The organism is Kitasatospora sp. NPDC059146, from assembly GCF_042786665.1.
Lineage (GTDB): Bacteria > Actinomycetota > Actinomycetes > Streptomycetales > Streptomycetaceae > Kitasatospora.
In genome coordinates this window covers 30313-43616 of the sequence record NZ_JBHZCY010000081.1, presented here as the reverse complement: position 1 = coordinate 43616, position 13304 = coordinate 30313, and the positions used below count along the sequence as shown (strand labels likewise).

At 72.7% G+C, this 13304-nt stretch carries 10 protein-coding genes and 1 pseudogene; 3 read left to right on the top strand and 8 right to left on the bottom strand.

Annotation, left to right across the window (positions count from 1 at the left end; all coding sequences use genetic code 11):
* Positions 1–120: 120 nt before the first annotated feature.
* Positions 121–1251, bottom strand: a complete 1131-nt coding sequence (locus ACFXPX_RS28890; protein WP_380643998.1) for a DUF4185 domain-containing protein — start codon at positions 1249–1251, stop codon at positions 121–123.
* Between the two features lie 160 nt (positions 1252–1411).
* Positions 1412–2615, bottom strand: a pseudogene (locus tag ACFXPX_RS28885) (MFS transporter).
* A 281-nt stretch (positions 2616–2896) separates the two neighbouring features.
* Here ACFXPX_RS28885 and ACFXPX_RS28880 point away from each other — a divergent pair.
* Positions 2897–3832, top strand: a complete 936-nt coding sequence (locus ACFXPX_RS28880) for a LysR family transcriptional regulator (RefSeq protein ID WP_375892432.1) — start codon at positions 2897–2899, stop codon at positions 3830–3832.
* A gap of 55 nt (positions 3833–3887) precedes the next feature.
* On the opposite strand, the gene ACFXPX_RS28875 is transcribed toward ACFXPX_RS28880, so the two are convergent.
* A complete protein-coding gene (locus ACFXPX_RS28875) occupies positions 3888–4181 on the bottom strand; it encodes a hypothetical protein (protein WP_375892434.1) in 294 nt (97 codons plus the stop codon).
* 175 nt (positions 4182–4356) lie between these two features.
* Between ACFXPX_RS28875 and holA the strand changes: the two genes are divergently transcribed.
* Positions 4357–5355, top strand: coding sequence for a DNA polymerase III subunit delta (holA, locus tag ACFXPX_RS28870; protein WP_375892435.1), 999 nt, complete (start codon positions 4357–4359; stop codon positions 5353–5355).
* A 19-nt stretch (positions 5356–5374) separates the two neighbouring features.
* On the opposite strand, the gene ACFXPX_RS28865 is transcribed toward holA, so the two are convergent.
* On the bottom strand, positions 5375–6256 hold the full coding sequence (locus ACFXPX_RS28865) for a hypothetical protein (RefSeq protein ID WP_380643997.1): 882 nt from the start codon (positions 6254–6256) through the stop codon (positions 5375–5377).
* Between the two features lie 269 nt (positions 6257–6525).
* Positions 6526–6795, bottom strand: coding sequence for a 30S ribosomal protein S20 (gene rpsT, locus ACFXPX_RS28860; RefSeq protein ID WP_375892438.1), 270 nt, complete (start codon positions 6793–6795; stop codon positions 6526–6528).
* A 409-nt stretch (positions 6796–7204) separates the two neighbouring features.
* On the opposite strand from rpsT, the gene lepA reads away from it, so the two are divergent.
* The gene (lepA, locus tag ACFXPX_RS28855; protein WP_375892440.1) at positions 7205–9073 is read left to right on the top strand and encodes a translation elongation factor 4; all 1869 of its coding nucleotides are present in this window, start codon (positions 7205–7207) and stop codon (positions 9071–9073) included.
* 113 nt (positions 9074–9186) lie between these two features.
* Here the strand turns inward: lepA and ACFXPX_RS28850 are convergent, their stop codons facing one another.
* From ACFXPX_RS28850 to ACFXPX_RS28840, 3 genes are all read right to left on the bottom strand, one after another.
* The gene (locus ACFXPX_RS28850) at positions 9187–10269 is read right to left on the bottom strand and encodes an NAD(P)/FAD-dependent oxidoreductase (RefSeq protein ID WP_380643996.1); all 1083 of its coding nucleotides are present in this window, start codon (positions 10267–10269) and stop codon (positions 9187–9189) included.
* 109 nt (positions 10270–10378) lie between these two features.
* Entirely contained in the window at positions 10379–11296 is a 918-nt protein-coding gene (sigJ, locus tag ACFXPX_RS28845) for an RNA polymerase sigma factor SigJ (protein WP_380643995.1), read from the bottom strand.
* A gap of 98 nt (positions 11297–11394) precedes the next feature.
* A complete protein-coding gene (locus tag ACFXPX_RS28840) occupies positions 11395–13293 on the bottom strand; it encodes an ABC transporter ATP-binding protein (protein WP_380643999.1) in 1899 nt (632 codons plus the stop codon).
* Positions 13294–13304 lie beyond the last annotated feature (11 nt).

Here is a 13304-nt window from a genome sequence, read left to right as displayed (position 1 = left end):
GCCGGGGGCGGTGGGGGGGGGGGGCGGCCGCGCCCCCCCCCCCCCCCCCCCGCCACCGGAGCAGTGGGCCTTCGGCCCGGGCCAGTTGGGCCGGGGAAGACCAGGCCGGGGCAGGAGCGGTCAGGAGAGCATGTTGATCCGGTACTGCATGATCCGGTAGTTCGTCACGTCGTACCACTGGCTGACGACGATGTGGAAGTTGCCGAACGTCGAGCCGGGGATGACGAAGCCGCCGTACGGGCTGGCCACGAAGTTGGCGGTCTCCTGGCCCGGGGCGCCGGGGAGGATCATGGCCTGTTCCAGCGTCCTGGTGAGGTCCGAGGTCGGGAGTGCGAAGACCATCGCCCTGATCGACAGCGGGTCCGTGTTCAGCCAGGTGAGGACGTACTTGCCGTCCATGGCGCGGAAGCACAGCTCGCCCCACTTGCGGGTGCCGAAGACGGTCGTCGGGGCGGGGGCGTTCCACTGCCAGTTGCCGTCGGTGTAGCCCCAGGGCTCGTAGGCGTCCGGGGTGCCGAGGCTCTCCTTCCGCACCCGGTGCAGCAGCATCCCCGATTCCACCTCACGGTTGAAGACCGTGGACAGCACGTAGCAGTAGCCGTCGTCGGCCACCGCGTAGGTCTTCTGCTGGAACTGCCCGCCGTACATGTCACCGGGCCACTGGCACAGGTACTCCCAGGTCTGCCCGTTGTCGGTGGAGCGCCAGAAGTCGGTGTGGTGGGTGTCGTAGATGACCCCGCGCATCAGGTGCATGTACATCACACCGTCGACGACGAAGGCGTCGGAGGGGATCGCGGTCGTGAACTTGTCGCCGACCTGGGTGTGCGGCTCGTCGACGAGGCTGATGCCGTAGGCGCCCTGGACGACGCCGTCGATGCGCAGGTTGTCCAGGTCGGCGCTGCTGGAGCGCAGTCCGACGGGCGCGTTCCACTGGCCGGTGAAGAGCTGGTCGCCGGAGTAGGTGTCGCCGCAGACGAAGAGCATGGTGCCGTCCGGGCACCGGACGGGGATGCCGAGGTCGGTCCACGCGGCGCCGAACGATCCGGTCTCGGCCGGGCCGCTGAGGTTCTTGATCTTGGTCGCGATGGTCGGGGCGGTCGGGTCGTACGGGCCGTTGGCGAGCGCGGCGGGAGCGCCGGAGCCGAGGGCCCCGGCCCCCACGGCGACGCCGATGCCGATCCTGAGCAGGTGGCGGCGGGAGGGCCCGCCGGGCGTCGGCGTCTCGTCGTGTCCGCCCGCTGAGCGTGTCATGGTGTCGGTGGCCTTCCGGATCGACGGATCCCGCACCTTCGCCCGGATCGCGCACCCGAGCGGCGACGGGGCGCCACCGAGGCTACGGTGGCCCGCCGCCGCCCCGTCGGTGGGTGGACGGACCTTCACCCGAATTGGGTAGGCGTGGGGCCCGGCGGCCTCAGGAACGGGTGGGGGCCGGGAGGTGAGGGGCCGGGGCGGGGGTGCCCCGGGGGAGGAGGAGGGGGGTGGCCAGGATGAGGAGGCCCGCGGCGGCGAGGGCGGTGCGTGGGCCGGTGGTGTCGGCGAGGAGGCCGCCGAGGGCGGTGCAGACGGCGATGGCGGTCTGCTGGCCGATGGACCAGGCGGACAGGGTGCGGGCGAGGAGGTGCTCGGGCGTGCGTTCGAGCCGGTGGGTGGCGAGCACCGGGGTGTAGAGGCTCATGTTGATGATGATGGCGAGTTCGACGGCCATCACGGTGACCAGGCCGACGACGCCGGGGCGGACGAGGACCAGGCCGATCAGCCACACGGCGCGCAGGGCGCCGACGGTCCGGAACACCCGGTGCCGGCCGTAGCGGGTCACGACACGCTGGGCGAGCCGGGAGCCGATGAGTCCGCCGAGGCAGGGGGCGGCGAAGGCGAGGCCGTACTGCCAGGGCGGGAAGTGGAGTTGGCGCAGCATGAGGACGGCCAGCAGCGGTTCGGTGGCCATGATCAGCCCGGAGACGAGCAGGTTGTTGAGGTAGAGCGCCCGCAGCTCGGGGTCGCCGAGGATGTGCCGCCAGCCGTCGAGGACCGAGCCGGCCCGCCGCGGGTTCCGCCCGGCGGGCGGTGGGGTCTCCTCCCGGCCGCGGATGGCGCCGATGCCGAGGGCGGAGAGCAGGTAGCTGAGGGCGTCGGCGATCACGGTGGTGACCGGTCCGAACAGGCCGATGGCGGCCCCGCCCAGGGGCGGTCCGATCGCGATGGAGCTCCAGTTCGTCGATTCGAAGCGGGAGTTGGCCACCAGGAGGTCCTCGGGTCGGACCAGGGCCTTGAGGTGGGCGCCGGCGGCCGCGTTGAACGCGATCTTGGCCGCGGCGACGACGGCCGAGACCGCCAGCAGTTGGGCGAAGCCGAGCAGCCCGAGGGCGTAGGCGGCCGGGATCGTCGCCATGGCCGCGAACCGGACCAGGTCCATGGTGATCATCACCGGGCGTTTGCGCCGGAACTCCACCCAGGGGGGCGAGCGGCAGCGCGATCAGCGCCCCCACGGCGGGGCCCACGGCGGACAGTGCGGACACCTGGGCGGGCCCGGCGTGCAGCACCAGGACGGCCAGCAGCGGCAGGGCGCCGAATCCCAGTCCGGACCCGCACGCGCTGACCGCGTAGGCCGCCCACAGCCACCCGAACCGCGGTCCCAGCCGTCTCCTGCCGAACCTGCCCGCTGTCGCTGTCGCTGCCGTGCCTGCGGCGGCTGCCGCACCTGCCGCGTCCCCCGTGCCCACCATGTCCGGCGCACTCCCTCGGCATCCCGTTCGAACAATCCGACGTTGACCGGGGAGAGCTAACCGAGCGGCTCGACCGCAGGTCAAAGAACCGATCCGCCCCACGGGTACAACCATCCGTTGTTCACAAGGGCGTGTCTGACATTGCGCGTCGGATCGGCCTAGGGTGGGCCGACGTGGACCTCGAAGCCGTACGCACCTTCGCCGCCGCCGCCGAGGCCGGCCAGTTCCAGAAGGCCGCCGTCGACCTGGCGGTCACCCAGCAGGCCGTCTCCAAGCGCATCGCCGCCCTGGAGCGCGACCTCGGGGTGCGCCTGTTCACCCGCACCCCGCGCGGCGCCGAACTCACCATCGACGGACAGGCGTTCCTGCCCCACGCACGTGAACTGCTGCGCGCCGCCGAGCGGGCCGTCGCCTCGGTGCGGACGGGCCGTCGGCCGCTGCGGGTCGACATCATCGCCTCGCGCGGCGCCGGGTCGGGTCTGATGCGCGACTTCCACCGCGCGCACCCCGGGATCGAGTTGGACGTGGTGATGCTGTTCGACGTGGCGGCGGCCGTCGCCGCGATCCGCTCGGGGGCGATCGACGCGTCCTTCCGTGCCGTCGCCGCACCCGGGCGGCCCTTCCCGGAGGACGTCGAGTCCGTCCGGGTGCTCGACGAGCCCTTGCAGTTGCTCACCGGTCCGGCGCACGCGCTGGCGGGCGCGCGTTCGGTGACCGTCGCCCAGCTGGTCGGCCACCGGATCTGGATGCCCGGCATCGCCCCCGGCACCGAGTGGGCCGCCTACTACGACGACCTGGTCGCCGAGTTCGGCCTCACCATCGAGGCGACCGGCCCCAACTTCGGCTCCGACGCGCTGCTGGACACCGTCGCCGACACCCCGGCCCTGGCCACCTTCATGAGCGAGCGCACCCGGCTGGTCTGGCCCGCCGGGCACGGTCTGCGCCGCATCCCGGTGACCGACCCGACGCCGGTCTACCCGCACTCGCTGCTGTGGCACCGGGACAACCCCCACCCCGCCCTGGCCACCCTCCGGGCCCACCTCGCCGCCACCACGCCCGCCCACGACGCCCCCGGGACCTGGCGGCCGGACTGGGTGCTGCCGAACTGACCACCTCGGCGAGCGCCGGGGGCGCCGGGAGCGCCGGGGGCGGGCGACGGTCGGGTCAGGCCTCCTCGCGCCAGCCCTCGTAGGAGGCCGCGACGGTGTCGAGGGCGTGCAGGAGGGTGGGCGTCCAGCCGTCGGACGGGGGGTCGAGGACGACGAGCCACTGGGCGTCCTCGGCGTCGTCCTCGCCGGCCAGCGCGTCGCGGACGATCTCCAGGTCGCCGAGGTCGGGATGGGCGGCGGAGAGCTCCTCGGCGGCTTCGTCGGCGGTGTCGCGGTCGGGCAGGACGAGCAGCTGGCGGACGAACGGGTCTTCGACGTCCGGCAGGTCGGGGGTGTGGTTCTCGGTCACCGGGCCATTCTCCAGGTCGGGCCGCGCGCCCCCGCAGGGCGGTCGGCCTTCACGAGCCCCGGCCCCGGCCCCGGACCACTGGCCCCCGTCCCCCGCCCCCGCCCGCACGCCCCCGCCCGTACGCTCCCGCCCGTCCGGGCGGGAGTGTCCGCGGCGCGTGGGATGCTGGTAGGCGATGGCCAGGAAGAGTGCACCCGACGACCTGCTCGCCCCGCTGACCCTCGCGGTCGGTCAGGAGGAGCTGCTGCTGGACCGTGCGGTCGCCCAGGTGGTGGCCGCGGCCAGGGCGGCGGACCCGGACACCGACGTGCGGGACCTCCCGCCCGGCGGCCTGCAGCCGGGCAGTCTGGCCGAGCTGACCACGCCCTCGCTGTTCGCCGAGCGCAAGGTGATCGTGGTCCGGGCCGCGCAGGACCTCTCCGCCGAGTCGGTGAAGGAGGTCAAGGCGTACATCGAGGCCCCGGCCGAGGAAGTGATCATCGTCCTGGTGCACGCCGGCGGGGCCAAGGGCAAGGGCCTGCTGGACTTCGGGCGCAAGGCGGGCGGGCGCGAGGTGGCCTGCGCCAAGCTGGCCAAGGCGGGCGAGCGGCTGGCCTTCGTCAAGGGCGAGTTCCGTACGCTGGGCCGCTCCGCGACCCAGGAGGCCTGCCAGGCACTGCTGGACGCGCTCGGCAGCGACCTGCGCGAACTCGCCGCCGCGTGCAGCCAGTTGACCTCGGACGTCGAGGGCACGATCGACGAGACGGTGGTGGCCCGCTACTACAGCGGCCGGGCCGAGGCGACCGGGTTCGAGGTGGCTGACCTGGCGGTCACCGGCCGGGCGGCCGAGGCGCTGGAGCGGCTGCGCTGGGCGCTGGCCGTCGGCCAGCCGCCGACCGGCATCACCTACGCGCTGGCCTCCGGCGTGCGCAGCATCGGCCGGCTGGCGACGACCGGGCGGAACATGCGTCCGGCCGATCTGGCCCGCGAGTTGGGCATGCCGCCGTGGAAGGTTGACCGGGTCCGTCAGCAGATGCGCGGGTGGACCGGCGATGCGGTGGCCACGGCGCTCACCGCGATCGCCCAGGCCGATGCGGCGGTCAAGGGCGGCTCGGCCGACCCGGCCTTCGCCCTGGAGCGGGCGGTGGTGGCCGTCGCCAAGGCCGCCCGGGCCGGCTCCCGTCCCTCGTACTGACCGCGGCGGCGGCGGACCGCTACTTGCGCATGGCCCGTACGGCGTTGTCGGCGTCGGTCTGCAGGTCGTTGCGGAGCTCGGTCATGGACGGCGGGTTGGCCTTCCCCTGGGTGTAACTGGCGTTGTAGCTGATGTAGTAGGTCATCCCGCCGTCGCGGATCTGCACCTCGCCGAACAGGCTGTGGTACGAGCCCGAACCGCCGTCGTCCTTGTAGATGAAGAACGCGTCCTCGCCGATCCCCGGGATGTCGGTGATCTGGTAGCCCCGGGCCCGGTAGAGCTCCTTGCCGGCCGTCTGCTCGGGTGCCGGGTTGACGGCCTTGTGCAGGTCGGCACGGATGTACACGCTGGCGTACTCGCTGTCGGTGCCGCCGCCGGTCCGCTTGAGCGACATGGAGCAGTTCATGCTGTCCAGGGCGGCGGTCCGGTCGGTGTGGTGGGACGGCGAACTGCTGTCCGTGGTGACGGTGTAGGTCTCCAGCAGCCGGGAGGGCTTCGCGGTGGCGCAGAAGTCGTCGGAGAGGTGGTAGTTGCCGAGGCTGCGCGGTGAGGAGTCGTTGCTGACGAGGTCCGGGACGGCCACCACGGCGGCGGCCCAGCCGGCCGAGGCGAGGACCGCGCCGACGAAGGCCCAGACGGCGTTGCGGCGCAGCCCACCGCCCTTGGGCGGCGCGGTGGGCAGCCCGGGCGCGGTCGGCAGCCCGAGCGGCGGCCCGAAGCTGCCGGCCCCCGGCCCGCCGAGCCCGCCGGATCCACCGGGTCCGCCCGGCCCGCCCGTGCCGGGTGCGGGCGCCGTGGCCGGTTGCTGCGGAAAGCCGTAGCCCGGTCCGTTCGAACCCGGACCCGGACCCTGGCCCGGACCCGGACCCGGCGACGGCGGTGGCGGCGGTGGCGTCGTCATGGAAGTTCCCCCCTCGGGACTGGCCGCCGTGGGTGCTCCCCGCACCCCCGGTCGCGCCTGACCGACCCTAGCGGCCGGGGCGCGGAACGCGACAGGCGCCGCAGTCGCCCTCGGGGAGAGGATGACTGCGGCGCCTGTCGTACAGCTCGTGCTGCACCGCACCCGCGTGGCGAACGCAGGCCGCGTGCGGTGCGAGTCTCGCACGCCTCGGGGTTCCGGGTAGAGGGCCGGTCGCCCTGAGGCGGTGGGGGCCGGAGCCCCCGGGGGCGTCAGGCCTGGACGGCGGTGTTGACGCGCTTGGTGATGGCCGACTTCTTGTTGGCGGCCTGGTTGGCGTGGATGACGCCCTTGCTCACGGCCTTGTCGAGCGCCTTGGAGGCGGCGCGGGCCAGCACGGTGGCCTTCTCGGTGTCACCGGCGGCAGCGGCCTCACGGGCCTTGCGCAGAGCGGTCTTCAGCGAGGACTTGACGGCCTTGTTGCGCAGGCGCGCCTTCTCGTTGGTCTTGTTGCGCTTGATCTGGGACTTGATGTTCGCCACGAAGGAGCCTCAGTCTTGTCTGAATGGTTTGAACGGGCTGCACCGTGCGGCCGTCGGACCAGCTGAGAGGGCATGCCGAGGCCAGGTGCAGCTGACCACGCTACCAGGGGCCCGCCGCCCGCCCCAAACCGGCGGCCGGTCCGCGGCCGGTAGAAGGCCGGGAGAAGTGGTGCGGCAGCTCCCGCCACCGCACGTACCCGGCCGAGCCGCGGAACCCCTCGGTGCGGCCGGGCGAAGCCCTTCGGGCGCCCTCGGGAGGCTGTGAGGTGCCCGAACGGCGTCCCGCCCCGTAGTCGTGGGAGGATGGGAGGAACTATTTCGATCGGACGAGACTGTCCGGTCCCCGGGATAGCCGGTCAGCGATGATCCGGACACCCCCGGCCCCGGACCAACGGAGAATCGGACCAAGGTGCCCGCGACCCCCAGCAATGTGCCAGAGCCCAGCCGTACCGACCCGGCGCTGATCCGCAACTTCTGCATCATCGCCCACATCGACCACGGCAAGTCGACGCTCGCAGACCGGATGCTGCAGATCACCGGCGTCGTCGACCCCCGGCAGATGCGCGCCCAGTACCTCGACCGCATGGACATCGAGCGCGAGCGCGGCATCACCATCAAGTCGCAGGCGGTCCGCCTCCCGTGGGCCCCGAAGACCGGGCCGGACGCCGGGACGACCCACATCCTCAACATGATCGACACCCCCGGCCACGTGGACTTCACGTACGAGGTGTCCCGCTCCCTCGCGGCCTGCGAGGGCACCGTCCTGGTGGTCGACGCGGCCCAGGGCATCGAGGCCCAGACCCTCGCCAACCTGTACCTGGCGCTGGAGAACGACCTCACGATCGTCCCGGTCCTCAACAAGATCGACCTGCCGGCCGCCCAGCCGGAGAAGTACGCCGCCGAGATCGCCCACATCATCGGCTGCGACCCCTCCGACGTGCTCCAGGTCAGCGCCAAGACCGGTCTCGGCGTCGAGGACCTGCTGGACCACATCGTCAACACCGTCCCGGCCCCGGTCGGCGTCAAGGACGCCCCGGCCCGCGCGATGATCTTCGACTCGGTGTACGACTCCTACCGCGGCGTGGTCACCTACGTCCGTGTCGTGGACGGCCAGCTCACCAAGCGCGAGCGCATCGCGATGATGTCGACCGGCGCCACCCACGAGCTGCTGGAGATCGGCGTCATCTCGCCCGAGCCGAAGGTCGCCGACGGCCTCGGCGTCGGCGAGGTCGGCTACATCATCACCGGTGTGAAGGACGTCCGGCAGTCCAAGGTCGGTGACACGATCACCTCGATGCACAAGGGCGCCACCGAGGCGCTCGGCGGCTACAAGGACCCGCGCCCGATGGTGTTCTCGGGCCTGTACCCGCTGGACGGCTCGGACTACCCGCTGCTGCGCGACGCCCTGGACAAGCTGCGCCTCAACGACGCCGCCCTGGTGTACGAGCCGGAGACCTCGGTCGCGCTGGGCTTCGGCTACCGCTGCGGCTTCCTCGGCCTGCTGCACCTGGAGATCATCCGGGAGCGCCTGGAGCGCGAGTTCAACCTCGACCTGATCTCCACCGCCCCGAACGTGGTCTACCGGGTGGTGATGGAGGACGGCACCGAGCACACCGTCACCAACCCGAGCGAGTTCCCGAGCGGCAAGATCTCCGAGGTGTTCGAGCCGGTCGTGCGCGGCACCATCCTGGCGCCGAACGAGTTCGTCGGCGCGATCATGGAGCTCTGCCAGTCCCGCCGCGGCAACCTCCAGGGCATGGACTACCTCTCCGAGGACCGGGTCGAGCTGCGCTACACCCTGCCGCTCGCGGAGATCGTCTTCGACTTCTTCGACCAGCTGAAGTCCAAGACCCGCGGCTACGCCTCGCTCGACTACGAGCCCATCGGCGAGCAGGCCGCCCAGCTGGTGAAGGTCGACATCCTGCTGCACGGCGACCCGGTGGACGCGTTCTCCGCGATCGTGCACAAGGACAAGGCCTACGGCTACGGCGTGATGATGGCCGGCAAGCTGCAGAAGCTCATCCCCCGCCAGCAGTTCGAGGTGCCGATCCAGGCCGCCATCGGCTCCCGGGTGATCGCCCGTGAGACGGTCCGCGCGATCCGCAAGGACGTCCTCGCCAAGTGCTACGGCGGTGACATCTCCCGTAAGCGGAAGCTGCTGGAGAAGCAGAAGGAAGGCAAGAAGCGGATGAAGATGGTCGGCAGCGTGGAGGTCCCGCAGGAGGCCTTCATCGCCGCGCTGTCCACCGACGCCGAGACGCCGAAGGACAAGAAGTAGGCGTAGCGGGAAGCGGTACGAGGAGGGCCCGGGCGGGACTGCCCGGGCCCTTCCGCGTTCCCGCCGGGCACAGGAACCGGTAGGCCCCGGACGGAACCGGTGGCCCCCGGCGGCTACTTGAGCGCGCCGAGGACGAGGCCGACGATCCCGGCCTTGGCCAGCCGCCCCGCGGTGCCGGTGAGCACGGTGGGCTTCATCGAGTCGTCGGGGTGGACCAGTTGGAGCAGCCCGTCCCGCCGGCCCAGGCTGAGGCACTGCACGAGGTACGTGAAGGAGAACGGCGCCGAGGTGCGCCCGTCGAGCAGCCGGCCCACGTACTGGCCCTGCGGCAGCGCGGTGGCGCAGCCCATCCTCAGGGTGCCGACGCCGGGGACGGTGACGGCGGCGGCGTCGCCGACCACGTGGACGTCCGGGTGCGAGACCGACCGCAGGTGGTCGTCCACCAGGGCGCGGCCGCGCTCGTCGACGGCCAGTCCGGCCTCGGCGGCCAGCGGGTGGGGTTCCAGCGAGGCGGCCCACAGGGTGAGGTCGGCGTCGACCGGGCCGGCGGTGGTGAGCGGCCCGCCGGGGGTGACCTCGGTGACGGTGGCGTCCTCGTGGACGTCGACGCCGAGGCGGTCGAGGACGCGCCGGATGTGGGCGCGGCCCTTGGGCGAGTAGGCGCCGCCGACGGTGCCGGAGGCGACGATCCGCACCCGCCAGTCGGGATGGGCCTCGGCGAGTTCGGCGGCCAGTTCGATGCCGGTGGCGCCGCCGCCGACGACGGCGAGGGTGCCGGGGCGGGCGGCCTCGCGGATGAGCCGGCGGACCTCGGCGGCGCGCTCCACGGGGTGGGCGTGCTCGGCGGCGCCGGGGACGCCGTGCCAGGCGGTGCGGCTGCCGAGGGCGTGGACCAGGGTGTCGTAGCCGAGGGTGGTGCCGTCGTCGAGGAGGACCTCGTGCCCGGCCAGGTCGAGTGCGACGGCCCGGGCCCGGCGGTGCTCGATCCGGCGGCCGCGGGCGAGTTCGGTGAGCGCGGGCCAGTCGCGGCCGCAGCCGGCGGCGGTCTCGTGCTGGCGGATGCGGTGCAGGAGCCGCTCCTCGGGGGCGACCAGGGTGACGGCGCGGTGGCGTCCGGCGCCCTTGGCCGCGGTGATCCCGGCGTACCCGGCGCCGAGGACGACGATCCGCTGATCGGTGCTGGTGGTGCTGCTCATCTCGTCCGCCTCCTCGTGGGGCGCTCCGGTGGAGCGCTGTTCGGGAAGGGGACGACGCGGGCGGCCGGAGTGTGACGGTGACCCGCGTCACAGCCCGGCGGGGCCCGGTTCAGCGGGTCGTGACCGGGTCGATCCGGCCGAGCTTCTCGGGGTTGACCACGACGAAGGCCTCGGTGATCCGGCCGTCGGCCACGGCGAAGGCCAGCACCCCGCCGACGCTGCCGGTGCCGCGCTCGTACCAGACCAGGCCGGGTTCGCCGTTGACGGCGGCGAGGGCGATCGCGGCGTCGGGGGTGAACCACTTGGCGACCAGTCCGGCCACCAGGCGGGCGACCTTGTCGGCGCCGCGCACCGGGCGGGCGGCGGCGCGGACGATGCCGCCGCCGTCGGCGTGCCAGACCACGTCGGGGTCGAGGACCGCCATCAGGCCGAGGATGTCGCCCCGGGCGCTGGCGGAGGCGAACGCCTCGACGGCCCGCCGGTGTTCGGCCGGGTCGGTGCCGCCGGGGTGCCGGCCGCCCTCCTTGACCCGGCGGCGGGCCCGGGAGGCGAGCTGGCGGGTGGCGTCCGGGGTGCGGTCCAGGGAGGCGGCGATGGACTCGAAGCCGACCGCGAAGACGTCGTGCAGGACGAAGGCGGCCCGCTCGGCCGGGGTGAGCTGCTCCAGCACGGTGAGCAGGGCGAGGGAGACGGACTCGCCGCGTTCGGCCAGGTCGGCGGGGGAGTCGGGGCCGTCGGCGTAGGAGACGGACGGTTCGGGCAGCCACTCGCCGTAGTAGGCCTCGCGGCGGCTGCGGGCGGAGCCCAGCTGGTCGTAGCAGAGCCGGGTGACCACGGTGGTGAGGAAGGCGCGCGGGTCGGCGACGGCGGCGCGGTCGGCGTCCTGCCAGCGCAGCCAGGCGTCCTGGAGGACGTCCTCGGCGTCGGTGAAGGAGCCGAGCAGCCGGTAGGCGACCGAGCCCAGGTAGCGGCGGTTCGCCTCGAAGGCGTCGGGGGCCGGTCCGGGGGCCGTGGGCTGGGCGGTCACGGGGGCCACCGTAGCGAAGGCGGTCGTGCCCCGCGAGGGGCGGGTGCGCGCGGAGCCGGGACGGCGGGTTCCGTCCCGGCTCCGGGCGTGACGACGGGTCAGTCCACCTCGGCCACGGCCTCCGCGAACTGCGCCTGGTAGAGCCGGGCGTAGGCGCCGTCGGCGGCGATCAGCTCGTCGTGCGAGCCCTGCTCCACGATGGAGCCGTTCTCCATCACCAGGATCACGTCGGCGTCCCGGATGGTGGAGAGCCGGTGGGCGATGACGAAGCTGGTGCGGCCGGTGCGCAGCCGGGCCATGGCCCGCTGGATGAGCACCTCGGTGCGGGTGTCGACGGAGCTGGTGGCCTCGTCGAGGACCAGGATGGACGGCTGGGCGAGGAAGGCCCGGGCGATGGTGATCAGCTGCTTCTCGCCGGCGCTGACGCCGGTGCCCTCGTCGTCGATGACGGTGTCGTAGCCGTCCGGGAGGGTGCGGACGAAGCGGTCGACGTGGGCGGCCCGGGCGGCCTCGACGACCTCGTCGCGGGTGGCGGAGCCGGCCCCGTAGGCGATGTTGTCGGCGATGGTGCCGCCGAACAGCCAGGTGTCCTGGAGGACCATGCCGATGCCGGAGCGCAGGTCCTCGCGGGACATCGCGGCGATGTCGATGCCGTCGAGGGTGATGCGCCCGGAGCTGACCTCGTAGAACCGCATCAGCAGGTTGACCAGGGTGGTCTTGCCGGCGCCGGTGGGGCCGACGATGGCGACGGTCTGGCCGGGTTCGACCTTGAGCGAGAGGTCGTCGATGAGCGGCTTGTCGGGGTCGTAGCGGAAGGACACGTCCTGGAAGACGACCCGGCCGTGGACGGTGTCGGGCTTCTCGGGCATGGCCGGTTCGGGGCTCTGCTCGGGGGCGTCGAGGAGTTCGAAGACGCGCTCGGCGGAGGCGACCCCGGACTGCACCAGGTTGGCCATGCTGGCGACCTGGGTGAGCGGCTGGCTGAACTGCCGGGAGTACTGGATGAAGGCCTGGACGTCGCCGATGGACAGCGAGCCGCTGGCCACCCGCAGGCCGCCGACCACGGCGACCAGCACGTACTGCAGGTTGCCGATCAGCATCATCGCGGGCTGGATGATCCCGGAGATGAACTGGGCGCGGAAGCTGGCGTGGAACAGCGCGTCGTTGTGCTCGCGGAAGGTCTCGGCGGACTCGCGGTGCCGGCCGAACGCCTTGACCAGGGTGTGGCCGGTGTACATCTCCTCGATGTGGGCGTTGAGTTGGCCGGTGGACTTCCACTGCTGGACGAACTGCGGTTGGGCCCGCTTGCCGACCTTGGCGGCGACGACCACCGAGAGCGGTACGGAGACCAGGGCGATCGCGGCGAGGATCGGGGAGATCCAGAACATCATCGCGAGCACACCGACCACGGTGAGCAGCGAGTTGACGATCTGTCCCATGGTCTGCTGCATCGACTGGCCGATGTTGTCGATGTCGTTGGTGACCCGGCTGAGCACCTCGCCGCGCGGCTGCCTGTCGAAGTAGCTGAGCGGCAGCCGGGCGAGTTTGGCCTCGACGTCCTGGCGCAGCCGGTAGCTGGCGGACTGGATCGCCCGGGTGGCCAGGCGGCCCTGGACGATGCCGAAGAGGGCGGAGGCGAGGTAGATGCCGAGCACCCAGAGCAGGATGGAGCCGATGGCGCCGAAGTCCATGCCCTGGCCGGGGGTGAAGTCGACGGCGGAGAGCAGGTCGGCGACGCCGCCGTCGCCGTGGGCGCGCAGTCCGGCGATGACCTCGGCCTTGGAGGTGCCGGCGGGGAAGCGGGCGCCGATGACGCCGGCGAAGATCAGGTCGGTGGCGTCGCCGAGGATCTTCGGGCCGGTGACGGCGCAGCCGATGCCGAGCACGCCGAGCAGCAGGACGCCGATCAGGACGTTGCGTTCGGGGCGCAGCAGGCCGAGCACGCGTTTGCCGGAGCCCTTGAAGTCCATGGACTTCTCGGTGCCCTGGCCGCCCATGAAGCGGCCCG

Excerpts from the sequence above, each read along its gene's own strand:
- ACFXPX_RS28890 (WP_380643998.1), bottom strand. The coding sequence starts at position 1,251 with ATGACACGCTCAGCGGGCGGACACGACGAGACGCCGACGCCCGGCGGG.
- holA (WP_375892435.1), top strand. The coding sequence starts at position 4,357 with ATGGCCAGGAAGAGTGCACCCGACGACCTGCTCGCCCCGCTGACCCTC.
- ACFXPX_RS28865 (WP_380643997.1), bottom strand. The coding sequence starts at position 6,256 with ATGACGACGCCACCGCCGCCACCGCCGTCGCCGGGTCCGGGTCCGGGC.
- ACFXPX_RS28850 (WP_380643996.1), bottom strand. The coding sequence starts at position 10,269 with ATGAGCAGCACCACCAGCACCGATCAGCGGATCGTCGTCCTCGGCGCC.
- ACFXPX_RS28840 (WP_380643999.1), bottom strand. The coding sequence starts at position 13,293 with ATGGGCGGCCAGGGCACCGAGAAGTCCATGGACTTCAAGGGCTCCGGC.